This is a genomic window from Microbacterium sp. CCNWLW41 (assembly GCF_037083505.1).
Map to the genome: position 1 here is coordinate 202,797 of NZ_JBAOJP010000001.1, position 26,844 is coordinate 229,640.

Below are 26,844 nucleotides of genomic sequence, written 5' to 3' on the forward strand. Positions count from 1 at the left end.
GCCGCGGCGGGTCGCACCTCCCGCGGTCGCGGGGCGAGAAGAATCGGCAGATGCCCATCGTCGACAACGGCGTGTACGTCGCCGGGAAGCGGATCCGGAATCCGTCGAGCCTCAGCGAGACCTTCGAGTACACGCGCGAACACCACGGGATGGCGTGGATCGGGCTGTTCCGCCCCTCTCCCGAAGAGATCGCGCAGGTCGCCGACGAGTTCGGGCTGCACCGTCTCGCCGTCGAGGACGCGCTCACCGGGCATCAGCGCTCCAAGCTCGAACGCTACGGCGACATCCTGTTCATCGTCCTCCGGCCCGCCCGGTACGTCGACGAGACCGAGAGCGTGGAGTTCGGCGAGCTGCACGTCTTCGTCGGGCCCGACTTCATCGTGACGATCCGCCACGCCGAGTCCCCCGACCTGGCCCGCGTCCGCCATCGCATGGAGGGCGAGCCCGAGCTTCTGGCCCGGGGGCCGGAGGCCGTGCTGTACGCGATCCTCGACGAGGTCGTCGACGAGTACACGCCCGTCATCGACGGCGTCGAGAACGACATCGACGAGATCGAGGACGCGCTGTTCGAGAACGGCGGCGTCACGCTCTCCAAGCGCATCTACGACCTCTCGCGCGAGGTGATCCTCCTGCAGCGGGCCGTCGCGCCGCTCGCCGACATGCTCGAGGCGCTCCAGCGCGGCGCCCCGAAGTACGAGGTCGACGTGGAGCTGCAGCGGGCCCTCCGCGACGTCCACGACCACGCGCTGCGGATCGTCGACAAGACGGTGGCCTTCCGCTCGATCCTCGACAACGCGCTCACCGTCAACGCGACGATCGTCACGCAGCGCCAGACGGATACCGCACTCATGCAGAACGAGCAGGTGAAGAAGATCTCCGGGTGGGCGGCGATCCTCTTCGGCCCCACGCTCGTGGGGACCATCTACGGCATGAACTTCGAGTACATGCCCGAGCTGGCGTGGCCGCTCGGCTACCCGATGGCCCTCGGTCTGATGGCCGCGACGAGCATCACCCTGTACTGGGTGTTCCGCCGGCGGCACTGGCTCTGAGCCCGAGCGACGACGCTCGAACGAACGGGGGCGGGCCGACCTGACGTCGAACCCGCCCCGCTGTCCCCCGCGCGTGGGGGCGGCCGGCGGCTCAGCCGCCGGCCGTCGCGTTCTCGTACGCCCGCATCGCGGCGGACTGCGCGTCGGCGAGCGCCTCTTCGGGCGTCTTGTCGCCGAGCAGCGCCGCGGTGACGGCGTTGTTCAGCTCGTTCTGGATGTCCTGCCCGGCGGGCGAGGAGCCGAACGACCGACCGTAGTCGAGCACCTCGTAGTAGGTGGCGATGGTCTGGTCGAAGCCGGCGTTGCCCGTCTCGACGACGTACTCGTCGCGGATCGCCTGGTCGGGGCCCGGCGCGCCGGTGAACAGCCCGGTGTTGATGCCGCCGTCCTCCTCGCGCGTCGCGGCGCGCGCCTCGCCGGCGGCCGCCCAGGCGTCCTCGCTGGTGAGGCTGATCATCCATGCGCAGGCCGCGGCGGCGTTCTCCGCACCGGCGGGGATGACGAAGGCCTGGCCGCCTGTGACCGAGAAGGGCTCGCCGTCGCTGTTCTTGAACGGCACGGCCTCGATCTGGATCTCGTCGACGTACGGCGACAGCACGTTCGGGTACCACTGCGCGTTCACCTGCGCGCCGACCTGGTCGGCGACGAACTGGTTGTTGTCTCCGAACGTGTCGAACGAGTCGGTGAAGCTCTTCACCGATGCGTAACCGCCCTGCGCGTCGTTGATCTGCTTGAGCATGTCGATGCCCGCGATGTTGCTCGGGTCGTCGAGCGTCGGCGCACCCTCCTCATCGGTGAGCTGGCCGCCCATGCCGAGGATCCACAGCGGCGCCTGGCCCGTCGAGACCGGGTCGAAGCCCAGGCGCGTCGGCACTCCGCCGGACTCCTGGTACATCTTCTCGATCGCGCCGAGGAGGGCGTCGGGGTTCGACGTGTCGATGTCCTCACTGGTGACACCGGCCTCGTCCATCACGCGCTTGTTCAGAATGATCGCCGGCGGCTGGTAGAACTGCGGCACGGCCCAGATCGCGTCGTCGTAGCGGACGTCGTCGACCACGAAGGGGTACCAGTAGTCGTCGGGGGTGACCCCCTGCGCCTCGAAGCACGCGTCGAGCGGGACGATGAGACCCTGCGCGGCGTACTGGGTGACGTACCGCCGGTCCATCTGCACGACGTCGGGGACGTCGCCGCCCGCGATGCGCGTGGTGAACTTCTGCGCGTCGAACGCTGTGGCGTCGAGGTCGACCTCGACGTCCGGGAGCTGCTCCTCCGCGTAGTCCAGCCGGGACTGCCCGACGTCGTCGGCGTTCTCGAAGCCCCACGCCGAGAGGGCGCCGGTCGGCTCGGCCTCGAAGTCGACGTCGCCGTCGGTGACTCCGCCGCCGTTGCCGCCGCCGCCGCAGCCGGCGAGGAGGACAGCGGATGCCGCGATGGCGGCCATTCCGATCATGCGCTTGCGCATCTGTTTCCCTTTCGCGTTCGTGATGTGTGGTTGTGGAATCGAGGTCAGCGTCGGAGAGGCATCCGTCATCCCTTCCTTCCCTGCGTCGCCACGCCCTCGATGAAGTACCGCTGGCCGAAGGCGAACAGGATGAGCATGGGGAGCGTGACCAGCAGCGACGCCACCATCACGTACTGGTAGTCGCCCTGGCCGCCGGCGGTGGGGCTGTACTTCGTCATCGCGTAGGCGATGCCCAGGGGCGCGGTGAACTCGTCGACGGATCCGGCGTTGAGGTAGATCAGCGCGGCCTGGAGGTTGTTCCAGCTCGCCTGGAACTCGAACAGGAACACGATGACGAACGACGGGATCGACAGCGGCATCGCGATGCGCCAGAACAGTCCCCAGTAGCTCGCGCCGTCCAGGCGCGCCGCTTCGAACAGCTCCTTGGGCAGGCTCAGGAAGAACTGCCGCTGCAGGAAGATGTAGAAGGCCGAGCCGAAGAGGTTCATGCCCCACAGCGGAACCCACGTGCCGAGGAACCCGGTCTCCTTCCAGATCAGGTAGATCGGGATCATCGTCACCGCACCCGGGAGCATCATGGTCGCCAGCACCAGGCCGAACAGCAGCCCCCGCAGCGGGAAGCGGAAGTACGCGAAGCCGAACGCGACGATCGAGCTCGAGATCGCCACCGTTCCGGCGGCCAGGAGCGCGATCGCCACGCTGTTGAACATCCAGCTCAGCAGCGGCAGCTGGTTCCACACCTCGACGTAGTTCTCGGGCACGAAGGTCTTCGGGATGAGCGAGTTGTCGAAGACCTCGCCGCGCGGCTTGAAGCTCGCCGCGAGCAGCCAGGCGAACGGGTAGAGGAACAGCAGCGCGAACCCGAGGAGGAGGATCGTCAGCACCACGCGCCCGGCGAGGGTCTTGGGCTGCGAGAGCCCGCGGCGCCAGCGGGAGCGCCTGGGCGGCGGAGCGGCGGCCACCGCGGCTTCGGGGGTGGGCCGGGACACTCCGGGGGTCTGCAGCGACGCCGACATCAGCGGTCTCCCTCGTAGTACACGAAGCGGTTGCCGAACTTCACCTGGATCACCGTGATGATCATGATGATGACGAAGAGCAGCCACGCCATCGCCGCGGCGAACCCGAAGTTGAACTGCCGGAACGCCTGCTGGAAGAGATAGATGGCGTAGAAGAGGGATGCCTCGGGCGAGGCGTTGCTCTGATCGCGCCAGAACAGCAGGTACGCCTGGTCGAAGACCTGGAAGGCGGCGATCGACAGCACGATGATGTTGAAGAACATCGCGCCCGAGATCATCGGCAGCGTGATGGAGAAGAACTTGCGCACGGGGCCGGCACCGTCGAGCGAGGCGACCTCGTACAGCTCGACCGGCACGTTCTTCAACGCCGCGAGGAAGATCACCATCGTGCCGGCGACCGTCCACAGCGTCATGATCACGATGCTCGGTTTCACCCACGCGGGATCGACGAGCCACTGCGGACCCTCGATGCCGAAGATGCGCAGACCCTGGTTGATCGCGCCGGTGTTGCCGTTCAGCAGCAGGAAGAACACCGCCGCGGTGGCGACGGCCGGGGTCATCTTGGGCAGGTAGTACAGCGTCCGGAACGCGCCGGCGCCGCGGCCGACACGGTTGAGCAGCATCGCGAGGATCAGGGCGAAGACGATCTCGAGCGGAACCGCCAGCACCACGTAGAACAGCGTGTTCGCCAGGGAGACACCCACCCGCGGGTCTTCGAACAGGCCGGCGTAGTTGGTGACACCGACCGGGCGGGCCGTGTTGGTGGCGAGGTTGTAGTTGCTGAACGAGATGTAGAGGCTGTAGACCATCGCGCCGGCGGTGAAGATCAGGAACCCGACGATCCACGGCGAGATGAAGAGATAGCCGGCGAGCACCTCTCGCTTGTCGTAGTGCTGCTTGACCTTGACCTTGACCTTGCGCGGGCGCTCCTTGCGCCGCGCGCGGCCCCGTCCGCCGTCCGCGCTCGAGTCGGTGGCCTCCTTGAGAGCCTCGACGACGGCGTCGTTCTGCGACGTCACGCTCATCGCGGCGCCTCGCTCGCTGGGCGTGCGCGACGCCCGACCTCGCGTCGCGCGGTGAGAAGTGGGCATGGTGCGGCCATGACGCGACGTTAGGCACCACCGCCGGCCGCTCTCCATGGGGTTGCGCGAAGCGCTGCTTCTGTGCATCCCCCGGGGAGGGGGCGCCGGCGGCGCCCCCTCCGGTCCGCGAGATCAGACGGTGAGGAGCACCTTGGTGGCCCGACGCTCGTCCATCGCCCGGTAGCCCTCGGCGGCCTCGTCGAGCGGCAGGGTCAGATCGAAGACCTTGCCCGGGTCGATCCGGCGGTCCCAGATCAGCTGGATCAGCTCGGGCAGGAACCGGCGCACGGGGGCCGGTCCGCCGTGGAGGTGCACCCCCGAGAAGAACAGCTCGAGCCCGTCGAGCGAGACGTCGTGCGAGACGCCGACGTACCCGACGTGGCCGCCCGGCCGGGTCGCGCGGATGGCCTGCATCATCGCCTCCTGCGTGCCCACCGCCTCGATGACGCTGTGCGCGCCGTAGCCGCCGGTGAGCTCCTTGATCTTCGCCACGCCCTCGTCGCCGCGCTCCTCGACGATGTCGGTCGCTCCGAACTCGCGGGCCAGGGCCTGCCGGTCGGCGTGCCGGCTCATCGCGATGATGCGCTCCGCGCCGAGCTGCTTGGCGGCGAGGATGCCGAGGAGGCCCACGGCGCCGTCGCCGACGACGGCGACCGTCTTGCCCGGGCCGGCCTCGGCGGCGACCGCGGCGAACCAGCCGGTGCCCAGCACGTCGGAGGCCGCCAGCAGCGACGGGATCAGGTCCGGATCGGGCTGACCAGGAGTGGCGACGAGGGTGCCGTCGGCCATCGGGATGCGGGCGTACTCGGACTGCGTGCCGATGGCGCCCACCGGGTACGCGTGGATGCACCGCGACTGGTACCCGGCCTGGCAGATCTCGCACGTGTTGTCGGAGGCGAAGAACGAGCCGACGACGAAGTCGCCGACCGTCAGGGTGCGCACGTCCTCGCCGATCTCGGTGACGACGCCGACGTACTCGTGTCCCATCGGCAGGTGGTCGGCCTCGTCGTCGCCGCGGTACGGCCACAGGTCCGACCCGCAGATGCAGGTCGCGGCGAGCTTGATGACGGCGTCGGTGGGCTCCACGATGACAGGATCGTCGCGGTCTTCGACGCGGACGTCGCGGGGTGCGGTCATGATGACGGCGCGCATGGGGTGCTCCTTGTTGTCGGGGTTCGGATGGGGGTGGTCTCGGGTTCGGAGGCGGTCAGCCGACGGATGCCGCCACCCCCGCCTGCTCCACGGTCGCCGCGGGAGCGGACCGGCGGGTCAGCACGACGTCGGCGACGGCCGCCAGCGCCACAGCCGTCACGGTGACGACGCCGAGAGGCAGGATGCTGGTCGCACCGGCGACCCCCACGAGCGGGGCGGCGATGCCGCCGAAGCCGAAGCGCACCATGCCCAGCAGCGACGATGCGGTGCCGGCCATGCGGGGGTGGTCGGCCAGGGCCAGGGTGGTCGCGGGGGGCGAGGTGATGGCGACGCCGACCGCGAGCGCGAAGAGCGAGACGATCACGACCCAGAGCGGCATCGCCGCCAGGCCGGATGCGAGCAGCCCGGCGGCGCCCAGCCCCGCGACCATGATGCCCGCCACGAGCGTCCCGCGAAGGCTCCAGCGCTCGGCCAGGCGGCCGGCGAGCCAGCCGAAGACCATGAAGCCGGCGGAGTTCAGCCCGAAGGCGAGCGCGTAGCCGAGGGGCGTCAGTCCGTAGATGCCCTGCAGCACGAAAGTCGCCCCTGCCAGGTAGGCGAAGAGTGCCGCGTAGAGGAAGCCCTGGTTGAGGACGGCGCCGAGGAACGCGGCATCCGTCACCAGCGTCCGGTAGTCGCGCATCGTGCGGGTCCAGCCGCCCTGCGTGCGGTGGGCGACCGGCAGTGTCTCGGGGAAGGTCTGCAGCGTGATGACGAGGATGCCCGCGCCGATCAGCGCGAGGAAGGCGAACAGTCCCCGCCAGTCGGTGACGGCGATGAGCACCCCGCCGAGAAGGGGGCCCACGATGGCGGCGAGTCCGCCCACCACCGTCAGCCGGCCGTAGAAGCGGATGAGCGCGCCGCCGGAGTACACGTCGCGACCGGCGGCCTGCGCGATGACGATGCCGACGCCGCCCGCGAAGCCCTGCACGAAGCGCGCGGCGATGAGCAGCTCGATCGTGGGACTCATGGCGCACAGCGCCGAGGTCGCGATGTACGCCGCGATGCCGACGAGGAGGATCCCCCGCCGACCGAACCGGTCGGAGAGCGGACCCGCGACCAGCTGCCCGACGGCCAGGCCCACGAGGCATGCGGTCACGGTGAGCTGGGCGACCGAGGTCGCTGCGCCGAGCTCGCTCGTGAGCGCGGGGAGCGCCGGAAGGTAGAGGTCCATGGAGATCGGCCCGAAGACCGTGAGCAGGAGCAGCAGCGTCGGCAGCAGCCGGGTGCGCGTGCTTCGCGGCGGAGCGGCGGTGTCGGTCATGCATCGAGCGTCGCGCGCCGCCGCTCGCCGGGGGAGTTCCTGATGAGACATGTACCGACAGGGCACCCTTCGCGCGGCCGAGCCGATCTAGCCTTCTCGTATGGACAACCGAGCCGAGGTGCGAGAGTTCCTCATGACGCGCCGGGCGCGGGTGACGCCCGATGCCGCCGGCATCGCGGCGGGGCCGAACCGCCGCGTCCCGGGGCTGCGCCGCGGCGAGGTCGCGATCCTCGCGGGCGTCAGCGTCGAGTACTACGCCAAGCTCGAGCGAGGAAGCATCGCCGGCGCATCGGCGTCGGTGCTCGAGGCCGTCGCGCGGGCCCTGCAGCTCGACGACGCCGAGCGGGCGCACCTGTTCGACCTCGCGCGCGCGGCGGACGGCATCCCCACCAGCGGCCGCCCGCGCCGCCGGAGTTCCCGCACGTCGGCGGCGCGCCCCAGCCTGCAGTGGGCCATGACGGCGATCACCGACGGCGTCGCGTTCGTGCGCGACCAGCGCCAGAACCTGCTCGCGGTCAACGAGCTCGGCCGGGCCTTCTACTCCCCCGTCATCGGCGACGGCGGACGTGTGCCGAACCTCGCCCGCTTCCAGTTCCTCGACCCGGCCGCCCGTGAGTTCTACCCCGACTGGGACCGGTTCGCCGAGATGTGCGTGGGTGTCATGCGCGCCGAGGCAGGCCGCGATCCGCACGACCCGGCGATGCAGGAGCTCGTCGGCGAGCTGTCCACGCGCAGCGAGACGTTCCGGCGGCTGTGGGCCGCCCACGACGTGCGCACGCACGGCGCGGGCACCAAGCGGTTCCACCATCCGGTGGTCGGCGAGCTGATCCTGGCCTACGAGGAGCTCGCGATCACCGCAGAGCCCGGGCATGTGATGCTCATCTACACCGCCGAGCCGGGGTCGCCCTCCGCGGAGCGACTGCGTCTCCTCGCCTCGTGGGCGGCGACGCACCGCGCCGAGGCGCCCGCCGCGGACGAGCACGCGGCCGAAGGCGCCTGACGCGCCCCGCGTCGGCGCCCCGGCGGTGATCCGCCGAGCCCGCTCACAGGGCGACGTGGAACTTCGGACCGGATCCGGCACCCTCCGGCCGCTCACCCGCCAGGATCGCGGGCAGATCCTCGAGGGCCACGGTGGCGGCGACGAGCGGGCGCGGGTCGACCACCCCTGCCGCGAAGGCGTCGATGGTTCCGGCGAGCCCGGGTGAGGCGCTCAGCACGCCGACCGCCGTCACGTCCTTCAGCGCCAGGTCGCGCGTGTCGATGAGACTCGGGGTTCCGGCGAGGCCGATGTAGACCACCCGCCCGCCGGGTTCGACCAGCTCGAGCGCCTTCGCCGGGAGCTGGGACGCGTTGGATGCCTCGATCACGGCGTCCCACGGCAGCTCCGGCAGCCGCTCCTGGGTCCAGACGTGGTCGAAGCCGAGCGATCGGGCGAACGCCCTCGCCCCCTCGTGGCGCGCGAGCAGGTGCACCTCGGCGCCGGCGGCGCGGGCGAACATGGCGCAGAGGAGCCCGATCGTGCCCGGGCCGAGGATGAGGCAGCGGTCGCCGGGCTGCAGCGCCGCACCCTGCACGGCCCGGAAGGCGTTGCCGCCCGGTTCGACCATCGCCCCCATCGCATCGTCCACCGGCTCGGGGAGTCCGTGCAGCGACGAGACGGTCGTCCCGACCTTCTCGGCGAGCGCGCCCGCCTTGCCCCCGCGGATGCCGAGCTCGAGCCGGCGCGCGCACACGTGCTGCCGTCCATGCTCGCAGCGCCGGCACGCCCCGCACCCCAGCATGGTGTCGCCGGTGACGCGGCGACCGACCCAGAGAGGGTCGACCCCCGGGCCGACGGCCGAGACGACGCCCATCCACTCGTGCCCGATGCGCATCGGATACGCGGCGTCACCGGTGCCGAGGTACGCCATCTCGCCCGTGAAGAACTCGATGTCGGTCCCGCAGATGCCCGCGCGCCGGACATCGACGACGACCTCGCCGGGGCCTGCTTCCGGTTCCGCGACCTCCTGGATCTCGGCGTGGCCGGGTCCGGTGACGACGAGCGCCCTCATCGCCCCGCCCACAGGTTCGGCGCGGTCTGGGTATCAATGCGACTCACGCGACACCTCGGATCCGGATGCGCCGACCAGGAAGTCCAGGTCGGCGCCCCTGTCTGCCTGCAGGACATGATCGACGTAGAGGCGCTCCCACCCCCGCCGGGGCCGGGCGTAGCCGTCGAGGGTGGCCTGGCTCGGCATCCGCTCGGCCAGCTCCTCCGCGGGGACGTCGAGGTCGAGTCGGCCGGCGCGCACGTCGAGGCTGATCCAGTCGCCGCTCTGCACGAGGGCGAGCGGGCCTCCCGCGGCGGCCTCAGGCGTCACGTGCAGCACGACGGTGCCGTAGGCGGTGCCCGACATGCGGCCGTCGCAGATGCGCACGACATCGCGGACGCCGCGCTCGAGCAGCTTCTTCGGCAGCGGCATGTTCGACACCTCCGGCATGCCGGGGTAGCCCTTCGGGCCGCAGCCGCGCAGGACCATCACGGACTCCTCGTCGATGTCGAGCTCCGGGTCGTCGACGCGTCGGTGGAAGTCCTCGATCGAGTCGAACACGACGGCCCGGCCGCGATGCCTCAGCAGGTGCGGCGAGGCGGCGGCGGGCTTGATGAGTGCGCCGCCCGGCGCGAGCGACCCGCGCAGCACCGAGATCCCCGCGTGCGGCTGCAGCGGCGCGTCCCGCGAGGCGATGACGTCGGGGTCCCAGATGCGGGCGTCGTCGACGTACTCGACGAACGGGCGCCCGGTGATAGTGAGGGCCTCCGGGTCCAGCAGGTCGCGCACCTCGCGCATCACCGCGAGGAACCCGCCGGCGCGGAACAGGTCGTCCATGAGGTACCGGCCGGCCGGCTGCAGGTTCACCAGCAGCGGCACGTCGGCCCCGACGCGGTCGAAGTCGTCGATCGTGAGGTCGATGCCCAGCCGCCCCGCGATCGCCAGCAGGTGCACCACCGCGTTGGTGGATCCGCCGATCGCCGCCAGCGCGACGATCGCGTTGCGGAAGCTGCCCTCGGTGAGGAACGTCGACGGCCGGCGGTCCTCCGCCACGAGCCCCACGGCCAGCGCGCCGGTCAGGTGCGCCGCCTCGAGCAGCCGCGCATCCGCCGCGGGGGTTCCGGCCACCCCGGGCACGACCACCCCGAGCGCCTCTGCGACCAGCGCCATGGTCGACGCCGTGCCCATCGTGTTGCAGTGCCCCTTGGAGCGGATCATCGACGACTCGGATCTCAGGAACATCGCCTCGCTGAGCGTGCCCGCGCGCACCTCCTCGCTGAGCCGCCACACATCGGTGCCGCAGCCGAGCGCCTCGCCCCGGAAGTGCCCGGTCAGCATCGGTCCGCCGGGCACGACGACGGCGGGAAGATCCACGGATGCCGCGGCCATGAGCAGCGCCGGGATCGTCTTGTCGCATCCGCCGAGGAGCACGACGCCGTCGATGGGGTTGGCGCGCAGCATCTCCTCCGTCGCCATGGCCGCCATGTTGCGCCACAGCATCGCGGTCGGCCGCACGTTCGTCTCGCCGAGCGAGATCACCGGGAGCTCCAGCGGGATGCCGCCGGCCTCGTAGACGCCGTTCTTCACGGACTGCGCGACCTCGGTCAGGTGCGCGTTGCACGGCGTCAGGTCGGAGGCGGTGTTGGCGATCGCGATCTGCGGGCGGCCGGTGAACGCGGAGTCCGGCACGCCGCGCCGCATCCAGGCACGGTGGATGTACGCGTTGCGGTCGTCGCCCGCATACCACTGGGAACTGCGAAGCGTCACCGGTGACCCACATCCCCGCCCGCTCGAACGGGCGCTCCTGCCATCCTGCCCGACCGCGAGGGGGCTCCGCGCGATCCGGCGCGGCCGGGACGCGGCATCCGTCACCCGCTCGTTGCCATCCGCGGACGCGTGTGTCCGAGCCCTGGCGCTGTCGTAGTCCGGCTGTGGGGGTTCTGTTGCCCGCGCCTTCGTAGCGTCTTCCACAGCACGAAGAACCCCTTCTCAGAACAGGAACCCGCCCACGATGGACATCACCGCCACCCCCGCCACCCCCGCCGCTCCGGTCGCCGCGCCCGCTCGTTCGCGCAAGCGCATCCTCCTTCCGCTCGCCGGCCTTCTGGTCGCCGCCGCCATCACCGTGGGCTCGGGCGCCGACTTCGTCGCCAACTCGGTCAACACCGGCAACGCCTACAGCACCGGCACGCTGACGCAGCAGAACTCGAAGGCGAACAGCGCGATCTTCAACCTCGACAACCTCAAGCCCGGCGACACCGTCAACGGCAAGGTCACGATCACGAACTCCGGCTCGCTGGCCGCGGTCCTCAAGCTGACCGAGAGCGCAACGAACGGCTTCGCGAACAAGGACAACCTCAAGCTCACCATCACCAACGGCTCGACCACCGTCTGGAGCGGCACCTTCGGCGCCCTCACCACGGCCGGCCCCGTCGCCCTCGGCCAGTTCGCCGCTGGGGAGGCCCGCGAGTACACCTTCAGCGTGACGCTCGCCCAGACCGCGGGCAACGAGGAGCAGGGCAAGACCGCCACTGCGACCTACACGTGGGATGCCACGCAGACCGCCGCGACGGTCACCAACCAGTAATCCGACTTGGGGTAGGGGGGACACGACATGAGCGCCGCGAAGACGTTCCAGCGAGTCGGCAGCGCCGCGATCACGATCGCCGCGATCATCGCCACCATCATCGCGGCGCTCATGTTCGTGCCCGGCCTCCTCGGGATGGACCGCTACGTCATCACCGGCGGCTCCATGTCCGGCACCTTCGAACGAGGTGCGCTCGTCTTCGAGCGCCAGGTGCCGGTGTCGGAGCTTCGGACCGGCGACGTCATCACGTACCTGCCCCCTGCCGACTCGGGCATCACCGAGCTCGTCACACACCGCATCGTCTCGATCGAACCGAACCCCGACGGCAGCCCGTCGCGGGTGTTCCGCACCCAGGGGGACGCCAACGCCGGCGTCGACCCCTGGACCTTCACCCTCGCCGACGCCGTCCAGCCCCGCGTGGTCGGCTGGGTGCCCCTCGTCGGCTGGATCTTCATCGCCCTGTCCGATGCGATGATCCGGATGCTGGCGATCGGCGTACCCGCCGCCTTCATCGCCCTGCTCTTCCTCCGCGACCTCATCCGCGCCGGCAGCCCACGCCGCGGCGCCGCCCCGGCTCCCGTCGCCTCCTGACCCGTGGCCCGCGTACCCGAAACGCGGGCCACGACCTTCCCCACCGCCGCCGGTCCCCGCTCACCGGCGACCTGCCCTTCCCGGAGCTCCCCATGGCACCCCTTCGCGCCTCCGCACGTCACCGCCTGATCGGCGGGGGTGCGACGGCCGCCCTCGTGAGCCTGTCGGCACTTCACCTGCTGGCAGCCTCCGCAGGCGACCCCCGCCAGGACCCGTCGGCGCTGGTGTCCGCCGTCCTCGGCACGGCGGGAGTGCTCGCCGCCCTGCGCCTCGTCACCGCGCGCTGCTTCGAGTCGCGGCTGGCCATGGTCCTCATCGGCGCAGCGACGCTGGTCGGCGTCTGCCTGACCCACACCATGGGCATCCCCGGCGCAGCTGCCGCGCCGTGGGACGGACGGGATCTCCTGCTCGCGGGCCTCGCCGCCTGCCTGACCGCGTCATGGCCGGCCACCGCGCGCCGCGTCGCCGACGGCTGCCCACGCTGATTGTGGAGCGGGTGAGGCGCTGCCGTGGCACGGCTGTAACCCGGCCGCGCGTAGCGTCGGAATCGCCCCGTCCGACGAGGAGAACCCGATGACCCGCACCGCGCTCCGCAACGCGGTGCTCGTGGTGCTCGCGGCCGTCCTGCTCGTCGCCGGGGGTCCGCTCGGACCGGCCCTCTCGTCGGCGTCCTTCACCGCCCAGACCACCAACGGCGCGAACCGCGTCGGCGCCGCCGTCGACTGGACGCCGCCGACGGTGTCGGTCCAGCAGCCCGCCGGCACCCTCCGCGACACCGCGACGATCACCGCCCTCGCGGCGGACGCCGAGACCGGCATCCGCAGCGTCGTCATCTCGGTCCAGGCCGTCGGAGCGGCGACGTGGACGACGCTCTGCGCCGACACCACGAGCCCCTACAGCTGCGCGTGGGACACCCGCACCACCGCCGACGGCGCCTACGACCTGCGCGCCGTCGCCACTGACAACTCCGGCTACGTCACCACCTCGACGAGCGTGCGCGCCACCGTCGGCAACGCCGTCGGCATCGTCCTCGCCGACCCGGGTGAGATCGTGCGCGGATCCGTCTCGCTCGCCGCCGCGCTGCAGAACCCCGGCACGGGCACCTACACGGTGAACTTCGAGTACGCCGTCGCGGGCACGGGGATCTGGAAGTCGGTCTGCACGACGACGACGTCGCCGTACACCTGCGCCTGGGCCACGGGCTCGCTCAAGGACGACTTCTACGACCTGCGGGCGACCGTCACCGCCAACGGCGTGACCACCGCGTCCAACGTCGTCGCCGACGTCCTCGTCGACAACGGGGCGCCCACCGTGGCGATGACCGACCCGGGGTCGCCGCTGCGAGGCACCGTGACGCTCGCCGCGACCGCCTCCGACGCCGCGTCGGGCATCGCCCGCGTCGTGATCCAGCTCTCGGCCAACGGCACGAGCTGGCAGGACGCGTGCACCGTCACCGCTCCGCCGTACTCGTGCCGGTACGCCACGACCGCGCTGCCCGGCGGGAGCTACTCCTTCCGTGCCGTCGCGACCGACGGGGCCGGGAACATCACGACCTCCGCCGTCATCGCACAGCGCGTCGTCGACAACACCGTGGCATCGGTGGCGATGGAGGACCCGGGCGCCTTCCTCAGCGGAGCGGCGAGCCTCACCGCGACGGCCAACTCGACGGCCGGAGTCGCGAACGTCGCCATCCAGATGACTCTGAGCGGCACGACCGCCTGGACCACCGTATGCGCTCCGACGGCCGCCCCGTACAGCTGCGCCTGGAACACCCGATCGGTCGCCGACGGTCTCTACGACTTCCGCGCCGTGCTCACGGACTCCGCCGGCAAGACGACGACGTCCGCGACGGTCGCCCAGCGCCGCGTCGACAACCGCGCCGTGCGCGGCACGGATGTGCAGACCGCGAGCGGCGGCACGACACCGGGCCGACTGGATGCCGGCGACACGATGACCTTCACGTACAGCACGCAGATGAACCCGGCGAGCATCATGGCCGGCTGGAACGGCGTCGGCGCGCCCGTGACGCTGCGCCTGCGCGACGGCAACCTGCTCTCGCTCGGCAACGCCGGCGACACGGTCGACGTGCTGGTCCCCGGCACGAGCACGCTCGTGAACCTCGGCTCCGTCAACCTCAAGGGCGACTACGTGAAGAGCAACAAGACGTCGACGTTCAACGCCACGATGACGGCGACCACCGCGACCGTGAACGGCCTGCCCGTGACCGTCGTGCAGGTCACCCTCGGCTCCCTCCTCGGCGGCGGCGCCCTGCGCACCGCTCCGACGACATCGGCGGCCGCCATGGTGTGGACGCCGTCCGGCTCTGCGACCGACCTCGGCGGCACCGCCTCTTCGAACACCCCCGTCACCGAGACGGGCAACCTGGACCGGGAGTTCTGAGTGAGCCGACAGCAGGGCGACACCCCAGGCGGGGCTGACGCAGCCCGAGACGACAGCCTGGATAGCATCGACGTCGTGGGGCAGCGCATCCTGGTCGTGGAGGACGACGACGGCATCGCGGTGCCGCTCGTGCGCACGCTGACCCGAGAGGGCTACGAGGTCGAGCGGGTGGCCGAGGGCGGCACGGCGGTCAGCCGGGTCATCGGCGACGGCTTCTCCCTGGTGGTGCTCGATCTCGGCCTCCCCGACATGGACGGCCTCGACGTCTGCCGACGACTGCGCGAGGAGGGCTTCGCCGGCGGCATCATCATCCTCACCGCGCGCGACGGGGAGCTCGACCGGGTGGTCGGTCTCGACGTCGGCGCCGACGACTACATCGCCAAACCGTTCGCGCTCGCGGAGCTCCTCGCGCGGCTGCGGGCGCTGCTGCGACGCAGCGCGGGGCTGCTGGCCGCCGGGACGGCGGACACCACCGCGGTCGCGGCATCCGGGGCCGGACTCACCGTCGACGCCGACGCGCGCCGGGTCTTCGCCGGTGATCGCGAGATCTCGCTGAGCACCAAGGAGTTCGATCTGCTCGAGCAGCTCGACCGCAACCGCGGCGCCGTCGTGACGCGGGAACGCCTCATGGACGAGGTGTGGGACGAGAACTGGTTCGGTTCCACCAAGACGCTCGATGTGACGATCGCCCGGCTCCGCCAGAAGCTGGAGGAGTCCGGCGCGGATGTGCGCGTCACCACGATCCGGGGCGTGGGATTCCGCCTCGACGACGGGGCGGCGGATGCGTGAACGCCTCGTCTTCGCCTTCGTGGCCCTCGCGGTGGGGATCATCGCGCTGTACGGCATCCCGCGCGCGTACATCGTCGCCGACCTGATCCAGACCAGCGAGGAGCGGCGGGTCGTGCGTCTCGCCGATTTCCTCGCGGTGCTGATGGCCGAGCGCGAGGCGGAGGCCGAGGTGACCGCGGAGTTCCTCGAGCCCCTGCTCATCGAGGGCGAGCACATCGTCTATGTCGACGCAGACGGCGAGCGCGTGCAGGCGGGCGTGAACCCCCGACCGGACGACATCGTCTCGACCGCCGAGGTCGAGGGGGGCGGAATGGTGGAGTTCGGCCGGTCCGACGACGTCATCTCGGGGCGGGTGCAGGAAGCGGTGATGCCCGTGGTGATCCTGGGCGTGGCGCTCATGGCGGTCTCGGCCGTCGCGGCCGTGCTGCTCGCGCGTCGCCTCTCGCAGCCGTTCACCCGGCTGGCCGCCGTCGCGCGCGACCTCGGCGAGGGGACGCTCGAGCGCGCGCCCGAGGACCTGCGCATCCCCGAAGCCCGGGCGATCGACCAGGCGCTGCGCACCAGCGCGTCCACGCTCGAGCAGCGCATCCGGCGCGAGCACGAGTTCGCCGCGAACGCCTCGCACCAGCTCCGCACCCCCATCACGGCGCTGCGGCTCGAGCTGGAGGACCTGTCGCTGTGGCCCGAGACTCCACCACCGGTGCGCGAGCAGCTGGAGCACGCGCTGCGGGAGATCGACCGTCTCTCAGAGGCGATCGCCGAGCTGCTCGAGATGGCCCGAGGCGGCACGCCGGGTGCGGACGCGTGGACGCCGCTGGCCCCGATGCTCACGCAGGCGGGCGATCGGTGGCGATCGCAGGCGGCGGCGAAGAGCCGTCAGATCCGCGTCGACGCGACGCACGTGACCACCGTGGACGCGCCGGCGCCCACGGCGCAGATCCTCGACGTCCTCGTGCACAACGCGCTGCAGCACGGCCGGGGCAGGGTCAGCGTGTCGGCGGCCCGCGCGAACGGCTACGTGACGGTGAGCGTCGGCGACGAAGGGCCGCGTCCCGCCGGCAACGCCATCTTCCAGCGCACCCCCGGCAAGAGCACCGGAGGCGGCGAAGGGATCGGGCTGGCCCTGTCGGCCGAACTGGCAGAGGCCCTGGGCGGGCATCTGCTGCTGGATTCGTCGCCCACGACGCGCTTCTCGCTGATCCTGCCGCAGAAGCGGCCGGAGTGACGCCCGGCCCTAGTCCCGGCGCAGCCCGCTGCTGCCGAGGATCCGCGTGGGCCGCAGCTGGATCGCCACCCGCTTCGGGTTCACGCGCGGCTGCCGATACCGCTCGGCGTAGAGCGAGACCGCGAGCGCGACTTCCTCGGGATCGTCGTGGACGGTCGCGGTGCCGGGGAAGCTGAGCCACCGCGCCCCGTCGACCTGGCTGATGGTCGCCGTCCCGTCCCGAAGCACGTTGCGCACCTTCTGGGAGTCGCGCGACGTGATGACGCGGAGGATCCCGTCGTGGAGTGTGAACCCGACGGGGACCGAATGGATGCCGCCCCACGGCGCCATCGTCGACAGCGTGGCCAGGTGGCGCTCGCGCACGAACTCGAATCCGGCCGACGACAGTTCCCGCACCGCCCCAACATACCGGGGGCGGACGCCCCGGTCGGTGCGGAGAACGACTGGGACGACCGTCACGCCATGATGCGGCCAGGCGTCGGTCAGCCGAGCTTGCGCACGGCGCGATCGAGCGCGTGGCCGATGGCGGTCGGGTCGATCGCGGGTGCCGCACCGCGCTCCACATCACGCGCCCACGACTGGCCGATGTAGCGCATGACCCCGGCGAGGAGGTGGGTGATGATGTCGGCCTGATCGGCCAAGTCGTCGGGAGCCTCATCGGGGTACTGGGTCTGCAGTCGCAGCTGGATGATCTCGCGCAGCTCGTGCTCGATCGACGCGAGACGCTCCATCTGACGGGCCATCAGGATGGGGTTGGTACCCACCGCGCGGATCCGGCGGGCGAGGAGCCCTGGGTCGCTCGCCATCGCACCCGCATCGATCCGGATGAGCTGCGTCGCCTCGCGCAGCAGCGGGCCGGTGGACACGATGAAGGCGCGCGCAGCGCGCTCGTCCACGGTCGGCGCACCGGGGCCGATCAGAGCCATGTCCTTCGTCTTGAAGTGGTTGAAGAACGTGCGCTGGCTCACGCCCGCGCGAGCGCAGATCATGTCCACCGTCACCGCCTCGTACCCGTGCTCGAGCACGAGGTCGACCGCCGCGGCTTCGATGGCCGCGGCCTTCGCAACGGCGTCGCGACGACGTGGACTCGGTGACGTGGACATGATCTGCGCTCCTCGGCTCACTCGTACCGTAGCGACTCGATCGGGTCCTGGCGGGCCGCGCGGCGTGCCGGCAGCACGCCGGAGACGAAGGCGATCGCCATGATCACGACGATCACCACGGCGACGCCCGCCGGTTCGAACAGGAGGATCCGCAGGCCCGGGAGGTCGGCCAGGACCGTCTGCGACAGGGAGCCGGCGAGCGCGGATCCGACGGCGACTGCGGCGAGCGCGCCCAGCGCCGAGCCCAGGAACCCGATCACCACCGCTTCGAGACTGAACAGCCCGAACACGCGACCGTTCGACATCCCCATCGCCTTCATGAGTCCGATCTCGCGCGTGCGCTCCTGCACGCTCATCAGGAGCGTGTTCACGATCCCGAAAGACGCCGCGATGAGGGCGACCACCGCGAAGGCGCTGAGGACGCCGATGATGCCGTTGATGATGGTCTGGACGACCCCGAGCTGGTCCTCGACGGTCTGGCCTGCGAGATCCGCGTCGGCCAGCTCGGCCTTGACCGCGCCGATGTCATCGGCAGTCACCGCTCCGTCGTCGCCGGAGCCTTCGAGGTAGGCGACCGCGAGCGGCCACGCGCGAGGCTGCCCGGGTATCGCCTGAGCGGCGGCGACCTCCTCCACGAGCGCGGCGTTGGCGCCGGCGCCCGACGCGAACAGGCTCGTCCGCGCCACCCCCACGATCGAGGCCTCGACCTGCCGCTCGGCCAGTCCGGCGTCGCTGAAGCCGAGCATCACACGCGCGTCGACGGCCGAGTCGGCGTCGGCGAATCCCAGTGCGGCGACGTACTCCTCGGGGATCACCAGCTCGTACCCGGCCGATTCCTGGTCGAGCTGGGCGCCGGCGACGAGGTCGCTCCGCCCGATCGACGACGTCGGGTTGATGTCCATCTCGAACCTGGTCGCGTCGTCGGCGGTGGCCTGGACCCAATCGATCTGGACCTGGCTGACGGCCTCGACCGAGCGGACGCCGTCCATCCCGGCGATCGCTTGGACATCCTCCTCGTTCAGCAGCGTACCGCCGGCCAGCGGATTGGCCGCGGCGGCCTGCTGACGCCCGTCCGGATCGAACTCGTCAGGGCCGTCGGAGGTCTCGGTCGTCGCGGCGGGACTGACGAGCAGGACGTCTCCCGTGCTCAGGGTCGAGACCTGCCGCTCCACGTAGTCGTTGACGCCCGCACCGAGCGCGGTCGTGAGGGTCAGCGTGAAGGCGCCGACGAACAGGCTCAGCACCGTGAGGGTGGTGCGCAGCCGGCTGCGGAAAGCGTTGCGGGCCGCCGTGCGCACCAGATCGCTCGTCCTCATCGCGACACCTCCGTGAGCGCTGCGGCCGTGGTCGCGGCATCCGTCGAGATCAGCCCGTCGGCGATGGCGACCGCCCTCCCGCAGCGATCGGCGAGTTCGCGGTCGTGGGTGACGACGACGAGGGTGATCCCGCGTTCGCGCTGCAGCCCGAAGAGGATCTCCTCGACCTGTGCGCCCGTTGCGGAGTCGAGGTTTCCGGTCGGCTCATCGGCGAAGATCACCGACGGCTCGCCCACGAGGGCGCGGGCGATCACGACTCGCTGCTTCTGACCCCCGGAGAGGTCCGTCGCACGGTTGGCGGCCTTGTCGGCGATCCCCAGAGCGTCGAGCGCGGCCATGGTCCGGCGCCGCCGCTCCTTGGCCGGCGCTCCGGCGATCACCAGGGGGAGGCTGACGTTTTCGAACACCGACTGCCCGGCGGCGAGGAAGAACTGCTGGAAGACGAAGCCGAAGGTGGAGTTGCGGAGGGCGTTGAGGTCGCGAGCGCGGAGGGTGGCGGCATCCGTCCCCTCGACGATCACCTGGCCGGAGGTGGGCCTGTCGAGGAGCGCGAGCAGGTGCATCAGGGTCGACTTGCCCGACCCGGACTTGCCGACGATCGCCAGCGATTCGCCGCGTTTCACGGCGAGGTCGACGCCGCGCAGCGCGTGAAACGCGCTCTCGCCGCGTCCGTAGGTGCGCGTCACAGCGCGTGCCTCCAGAACGGGCGAGCCGCTTGCGGCTCGCCCATCGTCCGCTTGGGGTGTCATCATGGTCCCTCTCTCAGAAACTTACAGTGACTGCACTTTATACCGCAGTAACTGCATGTAGGCCGAGAGAGGCCGATCCGGCCTGCGGAGTCAGCGCACAGCCGCCACCGGGGCCTCGACGCTCTCGTCACCGGCGTGCTCGCCGGCACGCCCTGCGAGAGCGTCCAGGCCCGCCGCGCGCGCGTCCGCGTCGGACACGACCGGACGCCGCGGCCACCAGAACCGATCGCGGGTGATGAACGCCATGGCCGGCACGATCACGGTGCGCACGAGCAGCGTGTCGATGAGGACGCCGATGCACACGATGACGCCGATCTGGGTGAGGGTGATCAGGGGCAGCACGCCCAAGACCGCGAACACCGCCGCGAGAAGGATGCCCGCGCTCGTGATGACGGCGCCGGTGGCGGCGAGCGCCCGGATCATGCCCTGCGTCGTGCCCAGCACGCGCGACTCCTCCTGGGCACGCGTCACCAGGAAGATGCTGTAGTCGACGCCGAGCGCGACGAGGAACAGGAAGCTGAACAGCAGCACATTGGTGTCGATGGCCGGGAACCCGAAGAGCGGCGATTGGAAGAGCCACCAGCTGGCCCCCACGGCGGAGAAGTAGCTCGCCACCACCGCGAGCAGCAGCAGGATCGGGGCCACGAGCGCACGCAGCAGGATGATGAGCACGACGAGCACGACCACGAGGATGAGCGGGATGAGCAGCGCCTGGTCACGCGCCTGCGCCTGCGCGACATCGAGGGATCTCGCGTCGAGGCCACCGACCAGCGCGTCGCTCGAACCGGCGTCGGCGAGTGCGGTGCGCATCCGTTCGATCGTCGCGAAGGATTCCGGCGTCTCGGCGGCATCCGACAGCACGACATCGATCCGGGCGAGATCGCCGCTCTCCTCGGTCACCGTCGCACCGTCGACGCCGTCGAGGTCGGACAGCGTCGCCACGACCTGCTCGGCATCCTCGCTCGGAAGGACGACGACCGCCGGCGAGCTCGTGCCGGCCGAGAACGCATCGGCGAGCACCTCCTGCCCCTGCACGGCCTCCGGCTCGCGGAGGAACCGGTCGCTCTGCGACAGGCCGACTTCGACGAAGAAGAGCCCGCTCGCGAGCGCTGCCAGCACGCCGAAGCCGGACATCGCGACGACGACCGGGCGCCGCGACACCGCACGGCCGAGCTTCCCCCACGGGCTGCGGGCGATGGCGTCGCGCGAGCCGAACCGGGGGACGTAGGGCCAGAACAGGCCCCGGCCGAACAGCACGAGGGCTGCCGGCAGCACGATGAGCGCGAAGGCCATGGCCACGAGGATGCCCACCGCGCAGGCGAGCCCCAACGCCCGGTTGCCGGCGATCTCCGCCAGGAGCAGTGTCGCCAGCGCGAGGGCGACGGTCGAGCCGCTCGCGATGATCGCGGGGCCGGCGCCGCGCATGGCGCGGCGCATCGCCTCACGGCGATCGGGGCTGAGCCGCAGCTCGTCGCGGTATCGAGCGATCAGGAGGAGCGCGTAATTGGTGCCCGCACCGAAGACGAGGACCGACAGGATGCCGGTGATCGACGCGTCCAGCGCGATTCCGGCGGCGGCGGCCACCCGGTTGGCGACGATTCCCGCCACCGCGTCAGCGAGACCGATGACGACGAGCGGCACGATCCAGAGCCAGGGGCTCCGGTACGTCACGATGAGGAGCACCGCGACGACGATGACGGTGGTGAGGAGAAGGGTGAAGTCGGCTCCCGCGAAGACTGCGGCCACATCGACCTCGAAGCCCTCCGGGCCGGTCAGGTAGACACGCACGTCCTCGAGATCGGCCGCGGCCGCTTCGCGGATCTCCGCGGCCCGCTCGGCTTGGCGCTCGACGTCGGACTCGGGGTCGAGCGGGACGACGAGAAGAGCGACCGTGCCGTCTTCCGAGATCTGGGCGGGCGGAACGAAGCCGTCCGGCGTGAAGTCGGCGAGCTCCCCCGCCGCCTTCTCGCCGATCAGCGCGACCTCGTCGGACGACAGGTCTCCGTCGTCGGCGGCGAACACCAGAAGCGCCGACGTGGTGTCCGCACTCGGGAACTCCTCGAGCAGCTCGTCCACCTGCACGGACTCCGCCGAGTCGGGCAGCCCCACGGTGGGCGCCGTCTCCGATTCCGCCCCACTGCCGAGGGCGAAGAACCCGCCCGCGATGAGGCCGGCGAGCACCAGCACGATCCACGACGTCTTCGCGGAGGTGACGAAACGGAGGAAGCCGTTCATGGCCGCCCTTTCCCTAGCAGAACTAATGTCTAGATTATCTAGATATAAGTCAGACTGCGCAAGTTCGGGTTATCATCGACGCATGGATGCCGTCGTCGCTGGCAACACGGACGCCTCCCGCCGCCCCCGCGAGGCTGACGCGGGCGGCCCGCCCGTGCGCCCGGCGACCGGCCTGCTGCGCGACCTCATCACCGTGAGCGACCTGTTCGAGCGGCGGCTGCGGACGCACCTGACGGTGAACCCCACCGACCTCGAGGCCATGGAGCACCTGATCGCCTCGGGGCCGCTCGGGCCGAGTGAACTCGCGCGCCGGCTCGGCATCACGACGGCGTCGACGACGGCACTCGTGGACCGGCTCGTAGGACTCGGCCATGTCACCCGCGAGCCCCATCCCAGCGATCGCCGCGGGGTGCTGGTGGTGCCGACGGAGACCTCGCGCGAGAGCGCCCTTTCGGTGCTCATGCCGATGATCCTCGACGTCGACGCCGTGCTCGACGACTTCAGCGCCCAGGAGCAGGCGATCATCACGGCGTACCTCTCCCGGGTCGTCGAGGTCTACCGCTCCCACGTCGAGCCGGCCCGCTCGTGAGCGCGCCGCTCGCGCGCGGCCGACGATGGCGCCGCCTCTCGGCCGGTTCTCAGGAAGACATCGGCGTGGCCCAGTAATCTGCCGACAGCAAGGGGAGTACTCCGGCGCGGTCGACTCGTCACTACGGATGCAGGGTGCATCCCGGGTCACCGGTCCTCGATCAGGGGATGGAGAAGACCTTGGCGTCATCCATCACGCCAGGTCTGGAGATCCCTGTGAACATCACCCCGCTCGTCTGGTTCATCACGATCGCGGTCACGATCGCGTTCTTCGTCTACGAGTTCTTCGCCCACGTCCGCAGACCCCACGAGCCGTCGATCGGCGAGTCGGCCCGCTGGTCGGCGTTCTACATCGGACTCGCGCTGCTCTTCGGCGTCGGCATCGGCGTCATGTCGGGCTGGACGTACGGCGGCGAGTACTTCGCCGGCTACCTCACCGAGAAGGCGCTCTCGGTCGACAACCTCTTCGTCTTCCTCATCGTGATGACCGGCTTCGCGGTGCCGAAGATCTATCAGCAGAAGGTGCTGATGATCGGGATCGTCATCGCTCTCGTCCTGCGGGGCGTGTTCATCGCGGTCGGTGCCGCGCTCATCGAGAACTTCTCGTGGATCTTCTACCTGTTCGGCGCGCTGCTGCTGTTCCTGGCGTACCGTCAGGCCTTCGCGCACGGCGAGGCGGACCCCTCGCAGGGTCGCTTCATGTCGTTCGTGCGCCGCCACCTGCCGGTCAGCGACGAGTACAACGCGGATCGGCTCACCGTCGTCAAGGACGGTCGGCGCTTCGTCACCCCGATGCTCCTCGTGATCATCGCGATCGGCTTCGTCGACCTCGTCTTCGCCGTCGACTCGATCCCCGCGATCTACGGGCTGACAGAGGAGGCCTACATCGTCTTCACCGCGAACGCGTTCGCGCTGATGGGGCTCCGCCAGCTCTACTTCCTGATCGGCGGCCTGCTGGAGCGCCTCGTCTACCTCGCGCAGGGTCTCGCCGTGATCCTCGCCTTCATCGGCGTCAAGCTGGTGCTGCACGCGATGCACGTCAACGAGCTCCCGTTCATCAACGGCGGCGAGCCGATGCTGTGGGCCCCCGAGATCCCCATCTGGTTCTCGCTGCTGTTCATCGCCGGCACCATCGCGGTGGCGACGGCGGCGAGCCTCATCAAGACCCGCGGCGACCGCGACGCGCCGGCACGCCCTCTGACCACGCCGGCCGCGGACGACGAGATGGCTGCCGACCGCGAGAGGGAGACCTCGTGACCCGCCGGCACTGAGCGACGCCCGGCGGGGCCGGCATCACGCTCGCCGCTCGACCCCGCCGTCCTCGATCGCCTGCGTCGGCCACTGCCACGTGGTGAGGCGCCCGCACATCCCGAAGCCGCGGGCGTCGCGTGGCGTGGCCCTGGTCACCGCGGCCTCGCCGAGCGCTCCGCGCCGCCCCGCTTCGAGTGCGTCCAACTGAGCGCGCGTGGCATCCGTCTCCGCCGCGACGGTCTGCTGCCAGATGGTGCGCCACCGCGCGACGCGGGGTTGCACGAGCGCCGCAGCCCGGCGGTGGAAGCGCTCGAGCGCCGATGGCCCCTCGTCGTCGATCGCGGCGCAGAGCGACGCGTACCCCTCGAGCGCGAGATCCCGGCGCGCGCGGGCCGCTGCGGCCCGCTCGTCGTCCGAGCCGCCCGCAGGGAGCGCGGCGGCGCGCGCGTACGCCTCAGGGTCGGCGAGGACGTCGTCGGGGAACGTCATGACGGCGTCGCCGGCCTCGGGGAGTCCGGCGTTCGACATGACGACGAGCAGACGCAGGTCTCCGCCGTTGATCAGCCGGTGCACGGTGCCGGGGGTGAACGAGACGATGTCGCCCGGAGCGAGCGGGTGCTCCTCGCGGCCCACGGACGACAGCGTCTGGACCGCCCCTGCGCCCGCGACGACCACGTAGCCCTCGCTCGATGCCGTGTGCAGGTGGGGGGTCCCGCCCGCGCACCCGTCGGCCGCTTCCCAGTCGTACACGGCGAGCTCGCTGAGCGCGACCCCGCCGGGGAAGCCTGCCATCAGAGCACTGTCCCCGCGGCTGCGGCGAGCGCCGGGGCGGCGTCGGCTCCGGCATCCGCGATGGCCACCGCGTAGCGGAACCGGACGGTCTCGCCCGGCGCCACGACCAGCTCCTCGCTGAAGAACGGTGCGGGGTTCAGACACGCGAACGGCTCGGATCGCACGAACCACTGCGGCGGATGCTGCGGATTCCGGGGGTCGTCGACCATGACGACGAGGGACTGCTCGTCGATGTCGTCGTGGCGGCCGACGTAGCCCATCCACGCGTGACGCTGTCCGCGGAGGTCGTCTCCGGTGCCGCGCGCGCCCTCGGTGACGACCAGCCCGTCGGTGAAGGAGCGGGGGCCGCGCCAGAACAGGCCGCCGTATCCGGCGTTCTCCCGGCCGCGCGTGGTCGGGGACCCGATGGGGATGCTCTCGTCCGAGACGTTCGTCAGCGCGGTGTCGAAGGTGAGCGCCCAGGCGGTGTCGTCGAGGATATGCGCGCCGAGCTGCCGCTGCTCGGCGAACAGCCGCCTGCCGTCCTCGGCGATCCATTGCAGGTCGTGGGCGTACGAGGCACTCGTTCCGTCCGTCGACGCTCCGCCGCCCTGGTGTACCTGCGCCCCGTTGTTGGGCAGCTGCACGTACCCCTGGCCGTTGACGTACGTGACGCCGCCCCAGAAGTTCTCGTCGCCGACGACGGGCAGCGACCATGCGATGCCCTTGTGCCAGACGTGATCCCAGGGGCGGAACAGGCTGACCAGTCGCCCGGCCCGCGTGCGGATCGGGTGAAGGTACGGCTTCGGCGACTCGAACTGGACGGTGTCGGGGACGTACGTATACCGGACGAGCTCGACATCGCCGTCCCGGATGCTCAACGCGCCGACGCCGTCATCGTCGATGCGGATGCTCACGCGCCCGCCCCGATCGGCTCCTTGACGGGCGCCCAGGGCACCGCGCCGCCGTCCATCGCCGTCGCGAACGGGTCGTCCGGCGTGATCTGACCCGCACGGATCGGAACTCCGCGGAACGCCGACGCGTACGTCGCGGCGGCGAACTCGAGCGTGCGCCGGGCGTCGGCGATGCCCACGCCCGGGTCCCGCCCCTCTTCGAGTGCTGTCACGATCGCCTCGATCTGGCTGCGATGGCTGGTCGTCTCCGGGCTGTCCGACGAGTGCCACAGCGACGCGAGCTCTTCGTGTCCGCGTGCCGGCGTGAAGGTCCAGTCGCCGTCGGCGTAGCCGTAGAGGTGCTCGACCTCGACGGTCGCGCAGTCGAAGTCGAAGCGCAGGCGCGAGCTCTCGCGCGGCGAGACGATGGAGTTGACGATCGTCGCGAGGGCGCCGTTGTCGAACTCCGCGACGGCGACCGAGACGTCCTCCGTGTCGGTCGGCAGCTTCTGCCGAGCGGCGAACGCCGACACGCGGGACCAGGGACCCAGCACCGCGAGCAGCAGATCGAACTGGTGGATGCCGTGACCCATGGTGGGCCCGCCGCCCTCGACGTGCCACCGCCCACGCCAGGGGAGGTCGAAGTACTCCGGGCCGCGGTACCACTGCGTCTCGCAGGTCGCGACCATCGCGCGACCGAGCGCACCCTCCGCGAACAGACGGAGCAGCCGCTGCGCCGCCGGGCCGAAGCGGTGCTGGTACACCGTGAGAACGGGCACGCCCGTCTCCGCGGACACCGCGGCCAGCTCATCGGCCTCGGCCAGGCTCAGCGCCGTCGGCTTCTCGACGAGCACCGGGACCCCGGCCCGCATCGCCGCGATGGCGAGCGGCACGTGCGTCTGCGGCGGAGTGCACACATGGACCAGGTCGAGCGTCTCCGCGGCGAGCAGCTCGTCGGCCGATGCGTACACCGAGGCCCGCGGGCTGTGCTGCAGCGCGAAGGCCCCGGCGCGGTCGCGGTCGACGTCCGCGACGGCGACGACCTCGATGCGCGGGGCCAGACCCGCGATGGCGCCGGCGTGCGCGTGCGCGATGCCGCCCGTCCCGATGATGGCCGATCGCAGCGGGGCGGCGCCTCGCTCGGGCGTGGTGGCGGATGGCATCGTTGCTCCCTCAATACAGTGAACGTTCACTAAGTTGCTTCAGAGCGTATGCGGCCTCGCGCGCGCCGTCAAACCCGGCGTCGAGAACG

General features: G+C 70.9%; 25 protein-coding genes. 10 read left to right on the forward strand and 15 right to left on the reverse strand.

What is annotated here, in order from left to right:
* Positions 1 to 50 precede the first annotated feature (50 nt).
* Complete coding sequence (gene corA, locus V6R91_RS00790; RefSeq protein ID WP_336393693.1) at positions 51 to 1,049, forward strand: magnesium/cobalt transporter CorA; 999 nt, start codon at positions 51 to 53, stop codon at positions 1,047 to 1,049.
* A gap of 91 nt (positions 1,050 to 1,140) precedes the next feature.
* On the opposite strand, the gene V6R91_RS00795 is transcribed toward corA, so the two are convergent.
* The 5 genes from V6R91_RS00795 to V6R91_RS00815 all read right to left on the reverse strand — a co-directional run bounded on the left by V6R91_RS00795 (position 1,141) and on the right by V6R91_RS00815 (position 7,064).
* Positions 1,141 to 2,511: an ABC transporter substrate-binding protein gene (locus tag V6R91_RS00795; protein WP_336393694.1), complete on the reverse strand. Its 1,371-nt coding sequence runs from the start codon at positions 2,509 to 2,511 to the stop codon at positions 1,141 to 1,143.
* 65 nt (positions 2,512 to 2,576) lie between these two features.
* Positions 2,577 to 3,527, reverse strand: coding sequence for a carbohydrate ABC transporter permease (locus V6R91_RS00800; protein WP_336393695.1), 951 nt, complete (start codon positions 3,525 to 3,527; stop codon positions 2,577 to 2,579).
* Positions 3,527 to 4,552: a carbohydrate ABC transporter permease gene (locus V6R91_RS00805; RefSeq protein ID WP_336393696.1), complete on the reverse strand. Its 1,026-nt coding sequence runs from the start codon at positions 4,550 to 4,552 to the stop codon at positions 3,527 to 3,529. The genes V6R91_RS00800 and V6R91_RS00805 overlap by 1 nt, the downstream gene beginning before the upstream one ends.
* 189 nt (positions 4,553 to 4,741) lie before the next feature.
* On the reverse strand, positions 4,742 to 5,761 hold the full coding sequence (locus V6R91_RS00810) for a zinc-dependent alcohol dehydrogenase family protein (RefSeq protein ID WP_336393697.1): 1,020 nt from the start codon (positions 5,759 to 5,761) through the stop codon (positions 4,742 to 4,744).
* A 55-nt stretch (positions 5,762 to 5,816) separates the two neighbouring features.
* Positions 5,817 to 7,064, reverse strand: a complete 1,248-nt coding sequence (locus tag V6R91_RS00815) for a multidrug effflux MFS transporter (RefSeq protein WP_336393698.1) — start codon at positions 7,062 to 7,064, stop codon at positions 5,817 to 5,819.
* A gap of 100 nt (positions 7,065 to 7,164) precedes the next feature.
* Between V6R91_RS00815 and V6R91_RS00820 the strand changes: the two genes are divergently transcribed.
* Positions 7,165 to 8,064 carry a helix-turn-helix transcriptional regulator gene (locus V6R91_RS00820; RefSeq protein ID WP_336393699.1) on the forward strand — a complete coding sequence of 300 codons (900 nt, stop codon included), beginning with the start codon at positions 7,165 to 7,167 and terminating at the stop codon, positions 8,062 to 8,064.
* A gap of 43 nt (positions 8,065 to 8,107) precedes the next feature.
* Here V6R91_RS00820 and V6R91_RS00825 read toward each other — a convergent pair whose 3' ends face one another.
* On the reverse strand, positions 8,108 to 9,115 hold the full coding sequence (locus V6R91_RS00825) for a zinc-dependent alcohol dehydrogenase (RefSeq protein WP_336393700.1): 1,008 nt from the start codon (positions 9,113 to 9,115) through the stop codon (positions 8,108 to 8,110).
* 33 nt (positions 9,116 to 9,148) lie between these two features.
* Positions 9,149 to 10,861: an IlvD/Edd family dehydratase gene (locus V6R91_RS00830; protein WP_336393701.1), complete on the reverse strand. Its 1,713-nt coding sequence runs from the start codon at positions 10,859 to 10,861 to the stop codon at positions 9,149 to 9,151.
* A 244-nt stretch (positions 10,862 to 11,105) separates the two neighbouring features.
* Between V6R91_RS00830 and V6R91_RS00835 the strand changes: the two genes are divergently transcribed.
* The 6 genes from V6R91_RS00835 to V6R91_RS00860 all read left to right on the forward strand — a co-directional run bounded on the left by V6R91_RS00835 (position 11,106) and on the right by V6R91_RS00860 (position 16,686).
* Positions 11,106 to 11,681, forward strand: a complete 576-nt coding sequence (locus V6R91_RS00835; RefSeq protein ID WP_336393702.1) for a TasA family protein — start codon at positions 11,106 to 11,108, stop codon at positions 11,679 to 11,681.
* Between the two features lie 27 nt (positions 11,682 to 11,708).
* A complete protein-coding gene (locus V6R91_RS00840; RefSeq protein ID WP_336393703.1) occupies positions 11,709 to 12,272 on the forward strand; it encodes a signal peptidase I in 564 nt (187 codons plus the stop codon).
* 92 nt (positions 12,273 to 12,364) lie between these two features.
* Positions 12,365 to 12,757, forward strand: coding sequence for a hypothetical protein (locus V6R91_RS00845; RefSeq protein WP_336393704.1), 393 nt, complete (start codon positions 12,365 to 12,367; stop codon positions 12,755 to 12,757).
* Positions 12,758 to 12,845: 88 nt separating this feature from the next.
* Positions 12,846 to 14,672, forward strand: coding sequence for an Ig-like domain-containing protein (locus V6R91_RS00850; protein ID WP_336393705.1), 1,827 nt, complete (start codon positions 12,846 to 12,848; stop codon positions 14,670 to 14,672).
* Positions 14,673 to 14,747: 75 nt separating this feature from the next.
* Positions 14,748 to 15,461, forward strand: coding sequence for a response regulator transcription factor (locus tag V6R91_RS00855; RefSeq protein ID WP_336393706.1), 714 nt, complete (start codon positions 14,748 to 14,750; stop codon positions 15,459 to 15,461).
* Positions 15,454 to 16,686 carry a HAMP domain-containing sensor histidine kinase gene (locus tag V6R91_RS00860; protein ID WP_336393707.1) on the forward strand — a complete coding sequence of 411 codons (1,233 nt, stop codon included), beginning with the start codon at positions 15,454 to 15,456 and terminating at the stop codon, positions 16,684 to 16,686. Before V6R91_RS00855 ends, V6R91_RS00860 begins: the two co-directional genes overlap by 8 nt.
* Positions 16,687 to 16,695: 9 nt before the next feature.
* Here V6R91_RS00860 and V6R91_RS00865 read toward each other — a convergent pair whose 3' ends face one another.
* The 5 genes from V6R91_RS00865 to V6R91_RS00885 all read right to left on the reverse strand — a co-directional run bounded on the left by V6R91_RS00865 (position 16,696) and on the right by V6R91_RS00885 (position 22,089).
* The gene (locus V6R91_RS00865; RefSeq protein ID WP_336393708.1) at positions 16,696 to 17,082 is read right to left on the reverse strand and encodes a PPOX class F420-dependent oxidoreductase; all 387 of its coding nucleotides are present in this window, start codon (positions 17,080 to 17,082) and stop codon (positions 16,696 to 16,698) included.
* An 86-nt stretch (positions 17,083 to 17,168) separates the two neighbouring features.
* Positions 17,169 to 17,789, reverse strand: a complete 621-nt coding sequence (locus V6R91_RS00870) for a TetR/AcrR family transcriptional regulator (RefSeq protein ID WP_336393709.1) — start codon at positions 17,787 to 17,789, stop codon at positions 17,169 to 17,171.
* A 17-nt stretch (positions 17,790 to 17,806) separates the two neighbouring features.
* Complete coding sequence (locus tag V6R91_RS00875; protein WP_336393710.1) at positions 17,807 to 19,105, reverse strand: ABC transporter permease; 1,299 nt, start codon at positions 19,103 to 19,105, stop codon at positions 17,807 to 17,809.
* The gene (locus V6R91_RS00880; RefSeq protein ID WP_336393711.1) at positions 19,102 to 19,791 is read right to left on the reverse strand and encodes an ABC transporter ATP-binding protein; all 690 of its coding nucleotides are present in this window, start codon (positions 19,789 to 19,791) and stop codon (positions 19,102 to 19,104) included. The genes V6R91_RS00875 and V6R91_RS00880 overlap by 4 nt, the downstream gene beginning before the upstream one ends.
* Positions 19,792 to 19,944: 153 nt before the next feature.
* Positions 19,945 to 22,089 (reverse strand): MMPL family transporter, encoded by a 2,145-nt coding sequence (locus V6R91_RS00885; protein WP_336393712.1) that lies wholly within the window; start codon positions 22,087 to 22,089, stop codon positions 19,945 to 19,947.
* A gap of 82 nt (positions 22,090 to 22,171) precedes the next feature.
* On the opposite strand from V6R91_RS00885, the gene V6R91_RS00890 reads away from it, so the two are divergent.
* Together V6R91_RS00890 and V6R91_RS00895 are read left to right on the forward strand one after the other, a co-directional pair.
* Positions 22,172 to 22,678 (forward strand): MarR family winged helix-turn-helix transcriptional regulator, encoded by a 507-nt coding sequence (locus V6R91_RS00890; protein WP_336393713.1) that lies wholly within the window; start codon positions 22,172 to 22,174, stop codon positions 22,676 to 22,678.
* 215 nt (positions 22,679 to 22,893) lie between these two features.
* A complete protein-coding gene (locus V6R91_RS00895) occupies positions 22,894 to 23,934 on the forward strand; it encodes a TerC family protein (protein ID WP_336395011.1) in 1,041 nt (346 codons plus the stop codon).
* 36 nt (positions 23,935 to 23,970) lie between these two features.
* On the opposite strand, the gene V6R91_RS00900 is transcribed toward V6R91_RS00895, so the two are convergent.
* From V6R91_RS00900 to V6R91_RS00910, 3 genes are read right to left on the reverse strand one after another with little or no spacing between them, the layout of a single operon-like run.
* Complete coding sequence (locus V6R91_RS00900) at positions 23,971 to 24,720, reverse strand: cupin domain-containing protein (RefSeq protein ID WP_336393714.1); 750 nt, start codon at positions 24,718 to 24,720, stop codon at positions 23,971 to 23,973.
* Entirely contained in the window at positions 24,720 to 25,616 is an 897-nt protein-coding gene (locus V6R91_RS00905) for a PmoA family protein (RefSeq protein ID WP_336393715.1), read from the reverse strand. The genes V6R91_RS00900 and V6R91_RS00905 overlap by 1 nt, the downstream gene beginning before the upstream one ends.
* Positions 25,613 to 26,755 carry a Gfo/Idh/MocA family protein gene (locus V6R91_RS00910; RefSeq protein ID WP_336393716.1) on the reverse strand — a complete coding sequence of 381 codons (1,143 nt, stop codon included), beginning with the start codon at positions 26,753 to 26,755 and terminating at the stop codon, positions 25,613 to 25,615. Before V6R91_RS00910 ends, V6R91_RS00905 begins: the two co-directional genes overlap by 4 nt.
* Positions 26,756 to 26,844 lie beyond the last annotated feature (89 nt).